The sequence below is a fragment of the Amycolatopsis sp. NPDC049252 genome (genome assembly GCF_043197175.1).
Taxonomy (GTDB): domain Bacteria; phylum Actinomycetota; class Actinomycetes; order Mycobacteriales; family Pseudonocardiaceae; genus Amycolatopsis.
Genome location: NZ_JBICSQ010000039.1, coordinates 1 through 15,550, shown reverse-complemented (window position 1 = coordinate 15,550; position 15,550 = coordinate 1). Strand labels below are relative to the sequence as shown.

The following is a 15,550-nucleotide window of genomic DNA, read 5'->3' as shown; positions in this document are numbered from 1 at the left end:
GCCGTTCGCGCTGGAACCTACTGCTCCGGCGTCGCCGTCGTTTCTTCACCCGCGTCTGTCGCTTCGACCACGGCTTCGGACACAGTTTCCACCGTGTCGTCCGCTTCCGCAGTTTCCGCGCTGTCACCGTTGGCGACGTCCGAGGGCTCGTCCGCGTTGCGTGCGACGGCGAGAAGAGTGGTGCCTTCGCCGAGATTCATCAGCCGGACCCCCTTCGTCTGCCGCCCTGCCTTGCGCACATCGCCCGCCGGCGTGCGGATCACGCCGCCGCTCGAGGTGATCGCGTACAGCTCGTCCTCGGCGTCGACGATCAGCGCACCCACCAGCCTGCCACGTTTGCGGTCGTGCTGAATGGTGAGCACACCCTTGCCGCCGCGGCCCTGCACCGGGTAGTCCTCGATCGGCGTGCGCTTCGAGTATCCGCCATCGGTCGCGACCAGCAGGAACTTGTCCGGCTTGACCACGCTGATGCCGAGCAGCTCGTCGCCGTCGTTGAACCGCATGCCGAGCACGCCCGACGTCGGGCGGCCCATCGGCCGCAGGGCCTCGTCCGTCGCGTGGAAGCGGATGGACTGGCCTTCGGCCGACACCAGGAGCAGGTCGTCCTCGGCCGCCGCCAGCACCGCGCCGACCAGTTCGTCACCTTCGCGCAGGTTGATGGCGATCAGACCGCCGGAGCGGTTCGAGTCGAAGTCGGTGAGCTTGGTCTTCTTCACCAGGCCGCGCTTGGTGGCGAGCACCAGGTACGGCGCGACCTCGTAGTTCTTGATCTGGATGACCTGGGCGATCTGCTCGTCCGGCTGGAACGCCATGAGGTTCGCCACGTGCTGGCCGCGCGCGTTGCGGTTGGCCTCGGGCAGGTCGTAGGCCTTGGTCCGGTAGACGCGGCCCTTGTTCGTGAAGAACAGCATCCAGTCGTGCGTCGAGCAGACGAAGAAGTGCTGGACGATGTCGTCCTGCTTCAGCGTCGCGCCCTGCACGCCCTTGCCGCCGCGCTTCTGCGAGCGGTACAGATCGGTTTTCGTCCGCTTGGCGTACCCCGTGCGGGTGATCGTGACGACGACGTCCTCGACCGCGATCAGCTCTTCGTCGGTGACGTCGCCGCTGAACCCGATGATCTTCGTGCGCCGGTCGTCGCCGTACTTCTCGACGATCGCCATCAGCTCGTCGCGGATGATCGCGCGCTGGCGTTCCGGCTTCTCGAGGATGTCCTTGAGGTCGGCGATCTCCAGCTCGATCTCGGCCAGCTGGTCGATGATCCGCTGCCGCTCCAGTGCGGCCAGGCGCCGCAGCTGCATGTCGAGGATCGCGGTGGCCTGGATCTCGTCGACGTCCAGCAGCTCCATCAGGGCCGGCCGGGCCTCGTCCGCGGACGGCGACCGCCGGATCAGCGCGATGACCTCGTCGAGCGCGTCGAGCGCCTTGACGTAACCACGCAGGATGTGGGCCCGCTCCTCGGCCTTCTTCAGGCGGAACCTGGTCCGCCGGACGATGACCTCGACCTGGTGCTTCACGTAGTGCCGGATGATCTGGTCGAGCCGCAGCGTGCGCGGCACGCCGTCGACCAGCGCCAGCATGTTGACACCGAAGTTCTGCTGCAGCTGCGTGTGCTTGTAGAGGTTGTTCAGCACGACCTTCGCGACGGCGTCGCGCTTGATCGTGACGACGATCCGCATGCCGGACCGGCTGTTGGACTCGTCGGCGATGTCGGCGATGCCGGTGAGCTTGCCGTCGCGGACCAGGTTCGCGATGTTCTCGACGAGGTTGTCCGGGTTGACCTGGTACGGCAGCTCGGACACGACCAGGATCGTGCGGCCCTTCGCGTCCTCTTCGACCTCGACGACCGCGCGCATCCGAACCGAGCCGCGGCCGGTGCGGTAGGCGTCCTCGATGCCGGACGTGCCGAGGATCATCGCCTTGGTCGGGAAGTCCGGGCCCTTGATCCGCACCAGCAGCGCGGCCAGCAGCTCGTCGTCGTCGGCGTCCGGGTTCTCCAGCGCCCAGACGACGCCGTCGGAGACTTCGCGCAGGTTGTGCGGCGGGATGTTCGTCGCCATCCCGACCGCGATCCCGGAACCACCGTTGACCAGCAGGTTCGGGAACCGCGACGGCAGGACGTCGGGCTCCTGCGTGCGGCCGTCGTAGTTGTCGGAGAAGTCGACGGTGTCTTCTTCGATGTCGGCCAGCATCTGCATGGCCAGGGGCGCGAGCCGGGACTCGGTGTACCGCATGGCGGCCGCGGGGTCGTTGCCCGGCGAGCCGAAGTTGCCCTGGCCGTCGATCAGCGGGTACCGCATCGACCACGGCTGGGCGAGCCGGACCAGCGCGTCGTAGATCGCCGAGTCACCGTGCGGGTGGTAGTTGCCCATGACGTCGCCGACGACGCGGGAGCACTTGTTGTACCCGCGGTCCGGCCGGAAGCCGGAGTCGAACATCGAGTACAGCACCCGCCGGTGCACCGGCTTGAGGCCGTCCCGGACGTCCGGGAGCGCGCGCGCCACGATGACGCTCATCGCGTAGTCGATGTAGGAGCGCTGCATCTCCTGCTGGATGTCGACCGGTTCGATCCGGTCGTGGTCCGGCGCCGGCGGCAGTGTTTCCGTCATGAGGTCCTTCTCGGGTGCGGGGTCCTGGCGGGACGAAGTACGGGGGGACGCCTACACGTCCAGGAAGCGCACGTCCTTGGCGTTGCGCGTGATGAACGAGCGGCGCGCCTCGACGTCCTCGCCCATCAGGACCGAGAACAGCTCGTCGGCCTGCGCGGCGTCGTCGAGGGTGACCTGGCCCAGCAGCCGGTTGGCCGGGTCCATCGTGGTCTCCCACAGCTCCTCGGCGTTCATCTCGCCGAGACCCTTGTAGCGCTGGATCGCGTCGTCCTTCGGGAGCCGCTTGCCGCCCTCGACACCGGCCTTGATGACGGCGTCGCGCTCGCGGTCGGAGTACGCGTACTCCGGTTCGGCCCGCGGCCACTTGATCTTGTACAGCGGCGGCCGCGACAGGAAGACGTGGCCGTGCTCGATCAGCGGGGTCATGAAGCGGAACAGCAGGGTGAGCAGCAGCGTGGTGATGTGCTGGCCGTCGACGTCGGCGTCGGCCATCAGCACGATCTTGTGGTAGCGCAGCTTCGACAGGTCGAACTCGTCGTGGATGCCGGTGCCCAGCGCGGTGATCAGCGACTGGACCTCGGTGTTCTTGAGGACGCGGTCGATGCGGGCCTTCTCGACGTTGATGATCTTGCCGCGGATCGGCAGGATCGCCTGGTACATCGAGTCCCGGCCCTCCTTGGCCGAGCCGCCGGCCGAGTCACCCTCGACGATGTAGAGCTCGCACTCCTCCGGCTTGGTGGAGCGGCAGTCCTTCAGCTTGCCGGGCAGGCCGCCGATGTCGAGCGCGCCCTTGCGGCGGACGAGGTCACGCGCCTTGCGCGCGGCCATCCGGGCCTGCGCCGAGGAGACCGACTTGTTGATGATCGTCTTCGCCTCGGCGGGGTTGCGCTCGAACCAGTCGGCCAGCCATTCGTTCGACTGCTGCTGCACGAACGTCTTCGCCTCGCTGTTGCCCAGCTTGGTCTTGGTCTGGCCCTCGAACTGCGGCTCGCCCAGCTTGATCGAGACGATCGCGGCGAGACCCTCGCGCACGTCGTCACCGGTCAGGTTGGTGTCCTTCTCCTTGAGCAGCTTCTTCTCGCGCGCGTAGGTGTTGACGACGCGGGTCAGCGCGGCGCGGAAGCCCTCTTCGTGGGTGCCGCCCTCGTGGGTGTTGATCGTGTTGGCGAACGTGTAGACCGACGGCGTGAAGCCGTTGTTCCACTGCATCGCGACCTCGACCTCGAGGCCGACGCCCTTCGCGTCGAAGGAGATCACGCTGGGGTGGATCGGGTCCTTGCTGCCGTTGATGTGCTTGACGAAGTCCTCGAGCCCGCCCGGGTAGCAGTAGACCTTCTCCTTGACCCGGGCGACCTTGCCCTCGGCGTCGGCTTCGGTCTCCTCGTCGGCGACGCGCTCGTCACGCAGCGACAGCGTCAGTCCCTTGTTGAGGAACGCCATCTCCTGGAGGCGGCGCGAGATCGTCTCGAAGTTGTAGGTCGTGGTCTCGAAGATGTCGCCGTCGGCCCAGAACGTCATCGTCGTGCCGGTCTCGGTGGCCGGCCCGAGGTCTTCGAGAGGCCCCGGGATCTGGTTGGTGTACAGCTGGCGCCAGCTGCGGCCGCCGTACTTGACCTCTGCCAGCAGTTTGGTCGACAGCGCGTTCACCACGGAGATGCCGACGCCGTGCAGGCCGCCGGACACCGCGTAGGAGTCGCTGTCGAACTTGCCGCCCGCGTGCAGCTGGGTGAGCACGACCTCGATGGTCGGCTTGTGCTCCTTGGGGTGCATGTCGACCGGGATGCCGCGGCCGTCGTCGACGACGCGCACCCCGCCGTCGGCGAGGAGGGTAACCTCGACCTTGGTGGCGTACCCGGCCATCGCTTCGTCGACCGAGTTGTCGACGACCTCCTGGACGAGGTGGTGCAGGCCGCGTTCACCGGTGGAGCCGATGTACATGCCGGGACGCTTGCGGACCGCTTCGAGGCCTTCGAGCACCGTGATCGACGACGCGTTGTACTCGCTCTTGTTCTCGGTCACAGGCCTTGTTTCTCCTCGTCTCGCGCGAGCGGACGTTCGCTCCCTCCCAGTGTACTTGGCCGCGTCCGCTGACATGCGGCAAGGACACCCCTGAACGCGTCACAGACGGACGAAATCGGTCCGAGCCGAGTCTTGACGTAATTCAGTGCGTCTGGATGCGTTCTCGGGGCATTCAACCGAGCAACGCGCAACCCGGGTCAGCCGTACGTGTCACGCGGGCCGCGACCCGGCACGTGGCGGGGGCCTTTCCGCCAGCTCGGGGCCATCGGACCCTGGATCCGCATGCGCTTGACCACGCCGTTCCCGACGCCCGCCGCGATCTTGGCCAGCAGTTTTCCCTGCAGCAGGCGGAGCTGGGTGGCCCACGCGGTGGAGCTGGCGCGGACCGTCAGTTCGCCGTCTTTCAGCGCGACCGGTTGGGCGTGTTCGGCGACGTCTTCGCCGACCAGGCGCGCCCACTGCGCGAAGACGCGCGCGCCGGAGACGCTCTCGTTCCAGCCGCGGTCGCTGACCAGCCGGGAGACGAGCCGGCCGAGCGGCTGTGGATCACGCGCGTCCGCGCCGGGTCCGGACCAACGGCGGCGCCGCGGGTTCTGGCCGCCGGTGACGACGCGGCGGCGCTGGCCCGGCGGGGCGCCCCGCTCCTTCGCCTTGGCCTTCGCGGCCTCGAGCGCGGCGTGCGCGAGGTCCCGGCCCGTCATCGCCGCCTCGTTCGGCCCAGCGGCGCCGTCACGCTCAGTGCCGGAAGCCGGTTTCGGAGCCGCGGCGGACCCGCCACGGGGCGCTTTGTGCCACTCATCTGGCCGTATGGTCACGGGCGGCGATAACTCATTCACCGTGTTATCCACACTGTCCACAGGTTTGTCCCCAGATCGGGTGCGGTTTGTGTCGCCGCTCACACCGGGTGCCCGTTTCGGCGCTCGATCGAACCGTTCAGCCACGCGTGACCTCACCATCCGCCACCACGAACCGGCTCCCCGCCAGCTCGCTGGGCACGTCTTCGTCGACCGCGGCGGTCACCAGCACCTGTTCGGCGCTCGCCGCCACTTCGGCCAGCCGGGCCCGGCGCTTGCGGTCCAGCTCGGCGAACACGTCGTCGAGCAGGAGCACCGGCTCACCCGCCTCCCCGCGCAGCAGCTCGTAGCTGCCGAGCCGGAGGGCGAGTGCGAACGACCACGACTCGCCGTGGCTCGCGTACCCCTTGGCCGGCGCCTCGCCGAGGATCAGTTCCAGCTCGTCCCGGTGCGGGCCGACCAGGCTGATCCCCCGCTCCAGCTCCGCCTTGCGGGCTTCCCCGAGCGCTTTGAGCAAGACGTCCTTGAGGACTTCGGGTTGCGCCCGTTCCCCGTCCGGTACGCCGTACGCCTCCGGCAGCGCCTCACCCAGCGAAGACTTGTACGAGATCTTCGCCGGCCGGGAGTCCGGCGCGACGCCCATGTACGCCGAAGCCGCGTACGGCCCGAGGTCGGCGACGAGGTTCAGGCGCGCGGCCAGCAGCTCCGCGCCCGCCACCGCGAGGTGGTCGTCCCAGACTTCGAGCGTCGACAGCGCGTACGGGTCCTCGCGCCCGGTCCGGCGTTTGCCGGCCGTCTTGAGCAGGGCGTTTCGCTGCTTGAGCACCTTCTCGTAGTCCGCACGAACCCCGGCGTACCGCGGCGCGCGCAGCACCAGCAGCTCGTCGAGGAACCGGCGTCGCTCGCCCGGGTCGCCCCGCACGAGCGCCAGGTCCTCCGGGGAGAACAGCACCGTGCGCAGGATGCCGAGCACGTCCCGCGGCCGGCCGACCGCGCCGCGGTTGACCCGGGCGCGGTTGGCCCGACCGGCGGTGATCTCGAGCTCGACGGTCAGCTCGCGGTCGTCGTTGACCACCGCGACCCGCACCAGCGCACGCTCACAACCGTGCCGGATCAGCGGCGCGTCCGTCGCGACGCGGTGGGAGCCCAGCGTCGCGACGTACCCGATCGCCTCCAGCAGGTTGGTCTTGCCGCGACCGTTCTGGCCGACCAGCACGGTCGGCCCCGGTTCGAGGGCGAGATCGGCCTGGGGCCAGGAGCGGAAGTCGGTGACCTGCAGATGGCGCAGATACACGTTGTTCCTTCCCTGGGTTCCTTCCCGGACGGGACCTACCCGCCGACCTTCTTCACGGCGTGCCCGCCGAACTGGTTGCGCAGCGCGGCGACCGCGCGCATCGCGGCCGAGTGCTCCTGGCGGGAGGCGAACCGGGCGAACAGCGCGGCCGAGATGACCGGAGCCGGCACCGCGTTGTTGATCGCCTCTTCGAGCGTCCACCGGCCTTCGCCCGAGTCCTCGACGTACCCCTCGAGGTCGTCCAGGTCCGGGTCCTCGTCGAGCGCGCGCACGAGCAGGTCGAGCAGCCAGGACCGGACGACGGTGCCGCGCTGCCAGCCCTTGATCACCGCGGGCACGTCGTTGACGACCTTCGCGGCCTCGAGCAGCTCGAAGCCTTCGGCGAAGGCCTGCATCATGCCGTATTCGATGCCGTTGTGGATCATCTTCGCGTAGTGACCCGCGCCGACGTCGCCGGCGTGCGAGAAGCCCTCTTCGCGCGGGCCCTCCGGACGCAGCGCGTCGAAGATCGGCATCGCCCGCTCGACGTCGGCGGCCGTGCCGCCGACCATCAGGCCGTAACCGTTGTCCTTGCCCCACACGCCACCGGAGACGCCGCAGTCGGCGTACCCGATCTTCTTCGCGGCGAGCAGGTCGGCGTTCAGCTTGTCGTCGGTGTACTTCGAGTTGCCGCCGTCGATGACCATGTCACCTTCGGAGAGCAGGTTGCCGAGCTCGGTGATGGTCTGCCGCGTCGGGTCGCCGGCGGGGACCATGATCCAGACGATCCGCGGAGCGTCCAGTTTGGACACCAGGTCCTCGAGCGACGTCGTGTCGCTGACGTCCGGGTTGCGGTCGTAGCCGACCACTTCGTGACCGGCCGCGCGCAGCCGCTCACGCATGTTGAAGCCCATCTTGCCCAGGCCGATCAGACCGAGCTGAACCATGAGATCCCCTTACGTGCTCAAGAAAGTGTGCGGGTCAGCCCGGGAGGCGGACCGGCATCAGGAGGTAGAGGTAGCCGGGGACGAGGTTGCCCTCGGCGTCGGCGGGCTTGATGAGGGCGGGGCGGTTCGGCGTCGTGAACGTCAGCTCCGCCCGGTCGCTGTGGAGCGCGCCGAGGCCGTCGACGAGGTAACCCGGGTTGAACGCGATCGTCACCGGCTCACCTTCGTAGTCGACCTGGAGTTCTTCTTCGGCGCTTCCTTCGTCGTCGCCGCCCGCGGACAGCCGCAGCGTGTTGTCCCCGAACTCCAGTCGTACCTGAGTCCCCCGCTCCGCGACCAGGGAAACGCGCTTGATCGACTCCGTGAGAGCCGACACGTCGATGACCGCGCGTGAGGTGTGCGACGCGGGCAGCAACTGGCGGTACGGCGGGAACTCCGCGTCGAGCAGGCGGGTCGTCGTGTAGCGCCCGGAACCGGACAGGCCGAGCAGGCCTTCGCCGCTGGCGAGCGCGAGCCGGATCGTGGCGCCGCTCGCGCCGAGCGTCTTGGCCGCCTCGGCGAGGGTGCGCGCCGGGACGAGCACCGCGGCGTCGGCCAAGCCCTCGGCGGGCTGCCAGGTGAACTCGCGCATGGCGAGCCGGAACCGGTCGGTCGCGACGAGGGTCAGCGAGCTGCCGGAGATCTCGAGCCGCATGCCGGTCAGCATCGGCAGCGTGTCGTCCTTGCCCGCGGCGACGACGACCTGGGTGACGGCCTGGCCGAACGCGTCGCCGGCGAGCTCACCCGCGAAGGCGGGCTGGGACGGCAGCTGCGGGTAGTCCTCGACCGGCATGGTCGGCAGGGAGAAGCGCGCGCTGCCGCACGTGATGGTGGCACGGGCGCCGTCGACGGCGATCTCGACCGGCTGGTTCGGCAGGGACTTGGTGATGTCGGCGAGGAGCCGGCCGGACACCAGCAGGCGGCCGCCGTCGGCGATCGTCGCCGGGACGCCCACGGTGGCGGACACCTCGTAGTCGAAGCCCGACACGGTCAGCGCGTCGGACTCGCCGTCCGCACCGGCGTCGAGCAGGACACCGCCCAGTACCGGCACCGGAGGCCGGGAGGGGAGGCTTCTGGCCACCCACGCGACGGCGTCGGCGAGCCCGTCACGCTCGACGCGGATCTTCATGCGCGCATCCTTTCGACGACCGAGCCGTGATCGGCTCGGGCCAGGCCTCGTTCTGGCTGGGCAGTGACCGGCTGCCTCGTCCGGCCGGTCCGGTCTCCGCTCGAGCAGCCGGAGCACGGACCAGGTGCAGGCGTCCACGGTAGGCCGTCACGGCGACCGCCGTCACCTCGGCCTCCCCTTGACTTTGTCGACTTGACGACACGATCTCGCGGCTGTCCCCAACTTCGTCCTTCGCCTGTTTTTATCTTTTCTCTCTTAGAAGAGATCTAAAAGGCAGTAGCAGTAGTAAGCGTTGTGGATTGTGTGGATTGAGGTCGTTCACGCAGGTCGGAGCGCCTGCGGGCATGTGGAGAACCGTGGTGGTGGATCTGTGGGCAACTTGGGGCGTCGGTGGATGGTTTCGGGCATCCCCGGATTCGTCCACAGATCGGCCCGGTTGTCCCCATGGTTGTCCCCAGGTTTGGGACTGTTTCTGGGGGTGGACGGCACGGTCCGAATCGCTCTACCGAGTGACGGCGCCCTCCTGTGCACAGCATGTGGGCAACCTGTGGAATCAGCGTGGACAAGGGTGTGGATTCCCTGTGGATCACCTGTGGGCGGGGTGGGGACGGAATCCGGGTCGTCGCTGCTCAGAGATCCGCTGGCACTGTGGGCAAACTGCCCACACCATGGGGAAACTTCCTTGTGTACAAACAATTTTCGCGACTTTGCGAAGCGCGCGTACGCGTCCTTCGCTGCTTCGCGGGCGTAGTGCGCTTCGGACGGTCCAAAGACGACAAAGGGGCGTCCACAGTGCGTGGACGCCCCGAAGTCGTTGCGGGACAAGGGGATGTGCTACTGGCGGGCGCGCTGCTTGATGCGCGAGGTCAGCTCCTGCACCTGGTCGTAGATGCGCCGGCGCTCGGCCATCTCCTTGCGGATCTTCTTGTCCGCGTGCATGACGGTCGTGTGGTCGCGGCCGCCGAACGTCTGCCCGATCTTCGGCAGCGACATGTCGGTCAGCTCGCGGCAGAGGTACATCGCGATCTGGCGGGCGGTGGCGAGCGCCTTCGTCTTGCCGGGGCCGCACAGGTCGTCGAGCGTCACGTCGAAGAACTCGGAGATGACGCCCATGATCGTGGGCGCGGTGATCTCCGGGGCGTGGGAGTCGGGGATGAGGTCCCGCAGCACGATCTCCGCCAGGCCGGCGTCGACCGGCTGCTGGTTCAGCGACGCGAAGGCCGTCACGCGGATCAGCGCGCCTTCGAGCTCCCGGATGTTCGCCTCGACGCGCGAGGCGATGAACTCCAGGACGTCACCCGGCACCGCGAGCCGATCCTGTGCCGCCTTCTTGCGGAGGATCGCGATGCGCGTCTCGAGCTCGGGCGGCTGGATGTCGGTGATCAGGCCCCACTCGAACCGCGTCCGCAGCCGGTCTTCCAGCGTCTCGAGGCGCTTCGGCGGGCGGTCGGAGCTGACGACGATCTGCTTGTTCGCGTTGTGGAGGGTGTTGAAGGTGTGGAAGAACTCTTCCTGCGTACCTTCTTTGCCCTCCAGGAACTGGATGTCGTCGACGAGCAGGATGTCGATGTCGCGGTAGCGCCGCTGGAACGCGACCTTGCGGTCGTCTCGCAGCGAGTTGATGAAGTCGTTCGTGAACTCTTCGGTCGAGACGTACCGGACGCGCATGCCGGGGAAGAGCCGCTGGGCGTAGTGGCCGACCGCGTGCAGCAGGTGCGTCTTGCCGAGCCCGGACTCACCCCAGATGAAAAGGGGGTTGTACGCGCGGGCCGGTGCTTCGGCGACGGCGACCGCCGCCGCGTGCGCGAACCGGTTGGACGCGCCGATGACGAACGTGTCGAACGTGTACTTCTCGTTCAGCTTCGTCTTCGACGTCTGCGGCTGCGCCGGCGCGGTGTACGGCTGCCCGGCGATCGGCTGGCCGGAGAACGTGGGCCAGATCTCGTGGACCGCGGCGAGCGCCTCGCCCTCTTCGTCGACTTCCTCGTCGGTGTCGTCACCGTCGTCGGGCTTCGTCGCGAGGGACTGGTGCTGCGGCATCGGCGGCGCGGGCTCGGGGCGCGGCGGCGGCAGCATCGGGCCGGGGCCCGGCCGCGGCGCGGGCGCCGGCTCGGGCACGGCGCCGTTTTCCACCCGGCCGGGTGACGGGACGTAGTGGGGTGCGGCGACCGGCGCGACCGCTTCGGTGCTGTCGACCTTCACCGCGAGCGAGATGGCGCGGCCGAGCCGCCGGGAAAGGGCGTCGGTGATCGCGCCGCGGAGGCCGCGTTCGATCGCTTCCTTCGCGAAGTCGCTGGGAGCCGCCAGCAGCGCGGTGCCGTCGAGCAGGCCGATCGGACGGGTCACCCGCATCCAGGCGCGCTGCTGAGGGGACAGCGTCCCGTCGGACAGTTCGCGCACCACCTGCTCCCAGATGACGCCCAGATTGTGCTGGTGCTCCGACACTGGTCCGGCTCCCCTCCCCTCGTCGGCGTGGACGGCCGAACCGGCCCCGGAACGCCCTGGTCACTCCACCCGACGACCGCCTGCGGACCTGGCCGGGTACCGGCACAGCGAATATCCACATAGTTGTCCACAGCTGTGCACTAATGTACGGCGACCCGCGGCGTCGCCACCTGCGGGCTCGTCGTACGCCGGTGGGCACTCCACCACCCGGATACTCGTGCACCTCGACCGGTGACCCGAGAGAGGCACGCTAACAAGCTCCGCCCGCTGCCACAAGGCATCCTGGGTCGCAAGCATTTCACGGTGTACGGCGTGTTGCCATTCGATGCCGCGGCGTTGATGATCTCGCCTCGACCGGCCCGTCGCAGACGGTGGCGGAGGGGGCGCTTACGGCGTGCCGGACGGGGGTGCGTACCCTCGTAAGGTCTCCCGTATGCGACGGGCGCGTTTCTCGTGCCCTGGTTGCAGTAGCTCGTCGTGACGAGGCCACACGTTGGTAGGAGACACCAGAGACTGCCGTGCGCCCGCACGACACGCCAGAAGTGAAGGAAGACGGAAGCCTTCTCTTCCGACGCGACACACAGGAGAAGCAGTGAGCAAGGGTAAGCGCACCTTCCAGCCGAACAACCGCCGCCGCGCGAAGACCCACGGGTTCCGGCTGCGCATGCGGACCCGGGCAGGCCGGGGCATCCTGGCGGCTCGCCGTCGCAAGGGCCGCGAAGCGCTGTCGGCCTGATCCGGCACGTCGGGGCGCGCCGTGCTGCCGGCTGCCGCACGTCTGCGGCGGAGTGAGGATTTCCGCGTGGTTCTCCGTCGCGGATCCAAGGCAGGCAGGCGCCGCCTCGTCGTCCACGCGTTGACCACGGACCCGTCCATGGCCACCGACGCTTCGTCGGCGACCAGGGCGGGTTTTGTGGTGAGCAAGGCCGTCGGGAACTCGGTGGTCCGCCACCGGGTGTCCCGCAGGTTGCGTCATCTCGTTTCGGCCCGGCTCGGAACCCTGCCCGCCGGCAGTGCGTTGGTCGTACGGGCATTGCCGCCGTCCGCGACCGCGTCCAGCGCGGAGCTCGGGGCCGATCTCGACGCCGCGCTGCGTCGGCTGGGACTACTGTCGTCGCGCCGTCCGGCCGGGGATGTCCCCAGCCCGACGCGTCCCGCGGACGCGCCCCCCGACCACGGATCAGCGGTGTGACCGGTATGCGAGCCACCCCCGAGCACTCAGTGCACGACGAGCACGACCACGACGACGAGCCGGGGCCCGCCCGGCCCGGACCGGTCGCCTGGGTCCTGTTGCTCCCCATCAAGCTCTACCGCAAGGCGATTTCGCCCTTCCTTCCGCCGGCCTGCCGGTTCTACCCGAGCTGCAGCGCGTACGCAGTCGAAGCCCTCACCCGGCACGGTGCCGGCCGCGGCTCCTACCTCGCGGTGCGCCGGCTGCTGCGCTGCGGCCCGTGGACCATGCCCGGCCGCGACCCCGTGCCCGAGACGTTCTCGTGGCGGCACCGACGACCTGAAACACCGATCGAGGAGTAGCAGCAGTGCTCGATTTCATCTACTACCCCGTGTCCTTCATCCTGTGGTGTTGGCACAAGGTCTTCGGGCTCGTCTTCGGGGAGTCGACGGCGATCGCCTGGATCCTCGGCATCATCTTCCTGACGTTCACGGTCCGCGGCATCATGTTCAAGCCGTTCGTGAACCAGGTCCGGTCGATGAAGAAGATGCAGGACTTCGCGCCGGAGATGAAGAAGCTCCAGAAGAAGTACGCGAACGACAAGCAGCGCCAGGCGCAGGAGATGCAGAAGCTCCAGAAGGAGCACGGCGTCAACCCGCTGGGCAGCTGCCTGCCGATGCTGCTTCAGATCCCGGTCTTCATCGGCCTGAACCACGTGCTCCGCGCGTTCACGATGCCGCCGCCCGGTGGTGGCCCGAAGACCGAGAACTACTTCTTCTCGCAGGCTGACGTCCACTCCTACGTGAGTGCGAAGCTCTTCGGCGTCAACCTCGGCGAGGCCGTCTACAACGGTGTCGGGGTCGTCAGCGGTGGTGCTGCGAACGCCGGGTTCCAGTGGAGCGTGCTCCCGGTCGCCCTGCCGCTGATGATCGTCGCGTCCATCGCCACGCACCTCACCGCGCGGCACTCGGTGGCCCGCCAGAACGCCGCGTCGGCCACCTCGCAGACCGCGATCATGAACAAGCTGACGATGTACATCTTCCCGCTCGGTGTCCTCGTCTTCGGTGCGCTGTTCCCGCTCGGCCTCCTCTTCTACTGGCTGGCGAACAACGGCTGGACCCTGATGCAGCAGCGCCTCGTCTACACGAAGATCGACAAGGAAGAGGCGGCTCGCAAGGCGGAGGCCGCGGAGAAGCGCGCGACGCTCGGCCCGAAGCCCGGGCAGAAGCCGACCGCGCCGAAGGTGGGCCAGAAGCCCGTCCAGCAGAAGAAGAACCAGCCTGCCCAGACCGCTTCGCAGAAGAAGGTCACCAAGGCGGGTTCGGCTCACGGTTTCGCGCAGACCACCCCGGCCCAGGCGGCCGCCGCCAAGGCCGCGGACGCCGCGGCCGCGAAGGCGGACGGCGCGACGGCGGCGGACAAGACCCCGGCCGTGGCGAATGGCCAGAACGGCTCACAGGAGAACGGCACGGGTGTGCCCGGGCTCCTCAAAGACTCGACCAGGAAGTCGGGCCGGAAGCGCCGTTGAGGCGCGACCGGTTCGGAGAGGAGACGAATGATGTCGGAGACGATCGACACGATCGACGCCGATCAGGACGACGTGACCCCGGGTGAAACCGCCGACGAGGCGGGCGAGCAGAAGGCGGGAGGTGGCGACGACGTCCTCGTTCAGGAGGGCGACATCGCCGGCGACTACCTCGAGCGGCTGCTCGACCTGCTCGACTACGACGGGGACATCGACCTGGACGTGGAGGCCGGCCGCGCGATCGTGAGCATCGACGGCGGCGAGGACCTCGAGAAGCTCGTCGGCCCGCGCGGCACGGTGCTCGAAGCGCTGCAGGAGCTGACCCGCCTGGCGGTCCAGCAGGAGACCGGCTCGCGCAGCCGCCTGATGCTGGACATCGCGGGCTGGCGCGCCGACCGTCGCGAGGAGCTCCGCGAGCTCGGCCGGTCGACGGCGGAGTCGGTGCTGTCGAGCGGCGAGCGCGTGCGGCTGCAGCCGATGAGCCCGTTCGAGCGCAAGGTGGTTCACGACGCGGTGGCGGCGGTCTCGGGTGTCACGAGCGAGAGCGAGGGCGAGGACCCCAAGCGTCGCGTGGTTATCTTCCCCGAGTCCTGACGGACTCGTCAGCGGCCCGCCGGACTTCGGTCCGGCGGGCCGTTTTTTTATGCTGGGGAGATGCGTCCGGCGCCCGGCGAGGTCCTCCACTTCTCGGAAGATCCGGCGATCACCCGCTTCGTCCCGCACGTGGCCGTGACGGCCCGCCAGCCGGAGGCGTACGTCTGGGCGGTCGACGCGGAGCGGGCGCCGGACTACTGGTTCCCCCGCCAGTGCCCGCGCGCGATGGCGTGGGCGACACCGTCGACGGCCGACGCGGACCGCGACCGAATCCTCGGCCCGGGAGGCGGCGACCGCGTCCACGCGATCGAGTACGGCTGGCTCGAGCCGATGCGTTCGACCCGGCTGTTCGCCTACCGGCTCGACGCGTCGGCGTTCCGGCCGTTCGGCTCCCCCGTGTCGCACGCGCTCGTGGCGACGTCGGAGGTGGTGCCGCTCGGCCCGCCGGAGCCGGTCGGCGATCTGCTGGGCTTGCACGAGGAGGCGGGCATCCAGTTGCGGGTGCTGCCGAACCTGTGGCCGTTCGTCGACGCGGCAGCGGAGAGCACCCTCGGCTTCAGCGGCATCCAGCTGCGGAACGCTCGGCCCCGGGTGCACGAATTACAGCGGTGAGGTTTCACGTGGAACGCGCGGCGGTCCGGGCGGGCGAGGTTGGATCGCTCAGCTTCGTGGGGACGGTTCGACTGGCCTAGGTGTGATGTCCGGGGAGGTTGGTCAGCCGGGTGACCGGCGGCTTGCCGCCGGTTGAGCTGTGGGGTCGATGGTGATTGTCGAAGTGCAGCCACCCCGGTAACGCGGCCCGCCGCAGGGTTTCCGAGGGATAGAAACGGGCATAGGCCCAGCCTTCGGCCAACGTGCGGTGGAACCGTTCGATCTTGCCGTTGGTCTGCGGCCGGTAGGGCCGAGTCCGTTCCGGGGTGATCCCCAGTTCGGTGCAGGTGTCGCGCCAGGCATGAGACCGGTGGGCGGAGCCGTTGTCCGAGAGCACGCGTTCGACGGTGACGCCCC

General features: G+C 68.8%; 14 protein-coding genes. 6 read left to right on the top strand and 8 right to left on the bottom strand.

From position 1 onward, the window contains the following. Positions 1-17 precede the first annotated feature (17 nt). The 7 genes from gyrA to dnaA form a co-directional block, all read right to left on the bottom strand. On the bottom strand, positions 18-2,606 hold the full coding sequence (gene gyrA, locus ACGFMK_RS30720) for a DNA gyrase subunit A (protein ID WP_392770467.1): 2,589 nt from the start codon (positions 2,604-2,606) through the stop codon (positions 18-20). 51 nt (positions 2,607-2,657) lie between these two features. Continuing rightward, a complete protein-coding gene (gyrB, locus tag ACGFMK_RS30715; protein WP_392770464.1) occupies positions 2,658-4,625 on the bottom strand; it encodes a DNA topoisomerase (ATP-hydrolyzing) subunit B in 1,968 nt (655 codons plus the stop codon). A 197-nt stretch (positions 4,626-4,822) separates the two neighbouring features. Beyond that, positions 4,823-5,326 (bottom strand): DciA family protein, encoded by a 504-nt coding sequence (locus ACGFMK_RS30710; protein ID WP_323325283.1) that lies wholly within the window; start codon positions 5,324-5,326, stop codon positions 4,823-4,825. A 232-nt stretch (positions 5,327-5,558) separates the two neighbouring features. Beyond that, positions 5,559-6,713 carry a DNA replication/repair protein RecF gene (gene recF / locus ACGFMK_RS30705; protein WP_392770460.1) on the bottom strand — a complete coding sequence of 385 codons (1,155 nt, stop codon included), beginning with the start codon at positions 6,711-6,713 and terminating at the stop codon, positions 5,559-5,561. 35 nt (positions 6,714-6,748) lie between these two features. After that, a complete protein-coding gene (gene gnd / locus ACGFMK_RS30700) occupies positions 6,749-7,639 on the bottom strand; it encodes a phosphogluconate dehydrogenase (NAD(+)-dependent, decarboxylating) (protein ID WP_392770457.1) in 891 nt (296 codons plus the stop codon). Positions 7,640-7,673: 34 nt separating this feature from the next. Then, entirely contained in the window at positions 7,674-8,807 is a 1,134-nt protein-coding gene (dnaN, locus tag ACGFMK_RS30695) for a DNA polymerase III subunit beta (protein ID WP_392770454.1), read from the bottom strand. A gap of 834 nt (positions 8,808-9,641) precedes the next feature. After that, on the bottom strand, positions 9,642-11,252 hold the full coding sequence (gene dnaA / locus ACGFMK_RS30690; RefSeq protein WP_392770451.1) for a chromosomal replication initiator protein DnaA: 1,611 nt from the start codon (positions 11,250-11,252) through the stop codon (positions 9,642-9,644). A 592-nt stretch (positions 11,253-11,844) separates the two neighbouring features. Here dnaA and rpmH point away from each other — a divergent pair. Genes rpmH through ACGFMK_RS30660 form a run of 6 tightly spaced genes read left to right on the top strand, consistent with a single transcriptional unit; the run spans position 11,845 to position 15,154 of the window. Continuing rightward, entirely contained in the window at positions 11,845-11,988 is a 144-nt protein-coding gene (gene rpmH / locus ACGFMK_RS30685; RefSeq protein WP_247059643.1) for a 50S ribosomal protein L34, read from the top strand. 21 nt (positions 11,989-12,009) lie between these two features. After that, positions 12,010-12,444 (top strand): ribonuclease P protein component, encoded by a 435-nt coding sequence (rnpA, locus tag ACGFMK_RS30680; protein WP_392770449.1) that lies wholly within the window; start codon positions 12,010-12,012, stop codon positions 12,442-12,444. A 5-nt stretch (positions 12,445-12,449) separates the two neighbouring features. After that, positions 12,450-12,785 (top strand): membrane protein insertion efficiency factor YidD, encoded by a 336-nt coding sequence (gene yidD, locus ACGFMK_RS30675; protein ID WP_392770446.1) that lies wholly within the window; start codon positions 12,450-12,452, stop codon positions 12,783-12,785. 5 nt (positions 12,786-12,790) lie between these two features. Next, positions 12,791-13,951, top strand: coding sequence for a membrane protein insertase YidC (yidC, locus tag ACGFMK_RS30670; protein WP_392770443.1), 1,161 nt, complete (start codon positions 12,791-12,793; stop codon positions 13,949-13,951). Positions 13,952-13,981: 30 nt separating this feature from the next. After that, positions 13,982-14,542: a protein jag gene (locus tag ACGFMK_RS30665; RefSeq protein ID WP_392770622.1), complete on the top strand. Its 561-nt coding sequence runs from the start codon at positions 13,982-13,984 to the stop codon at positions 14,540-14,542. Positions 14,543-14,602: 60 nt separating this feature from the next. Beyond that, positions 14,603-15,154 carry a DUF6886 family protein gene (locus ACGFMK_RS30660; RefSeq protein WP_392770442.1) on the top strand — a complete coding sequence of 184 codons (552 nt, stop codon included), beginning with the start codon at positions 14,603-14,605 and terminating at the stop codon, positions 15,152-15,154. A 76-nt stretch (positions 15,155-15,230) separates the two neighbouring features. On the opposite strand, the gene ACGFMK_RS30655 is transcribed toward ACGFMK_RS30660, so the two are convergent. After that, a partial coding sequence (locus ACGFMK_RS30655) for an integrase core domain-containing protein (RefSeq protein ID WP_392770439.1) occupies positions 15,231-15,550 on the bottom strand: 320 nt, incomplete at its 5' end.

Excerpts from the sequence above, each read along its gene's own strand:
- dnaN (WP_392770454.1), bottom strand. The coding sequence starts at position 8,807 with ATGAAGATCCGCGTCGAGCGTGACGGGCTCGCCGACGCCGTCGCGTGG.
- gyrA (WP_392770467.1), bottom strand. The coding sequence starts at position 2,606 with ATGACGGAAACACTGCCGCCGGCGCCGGACCACGACCGGATCGAACCG.
- gnd (WP_392770457.1), bottom strand. The coding sequence starts at position 7,639 with ATGGTTCAGCTCGGTCTGATCGGCCTGGGCAAGATGGGCTTCAACATG.
- ACGFMK_RS30710 (WP_323325283.1), bottom strand. The coding sequence starts at position 5,326 with ATGACGGGCCGGGACCTCGCGCACGCCGCGCTCGAGGCCGCGAAGGCC.
- yidD (WP_392770446.1), top strand. The coding sequence starts at position 12,450 with ATGCGAGCCACCCCCGAGCACTCAGTGCACGACGAGCACGACCACGAC.
- ACGFMK_RS30660 (WP_392770442.1), top strand. The coding sequence starts at position 14,603 with ATGCGTCCGGCGCCCGGCGAGGTCCTCCACTTCTCGGAAGATCCGGCG.
- ACGFMK_RS30665 (WP_392770622.1), top strand. The coding sequence starts at position 13,982 with ATGTCGGAGACGATCGACACGATCGACGCCGATCAGGACGACGTGACC.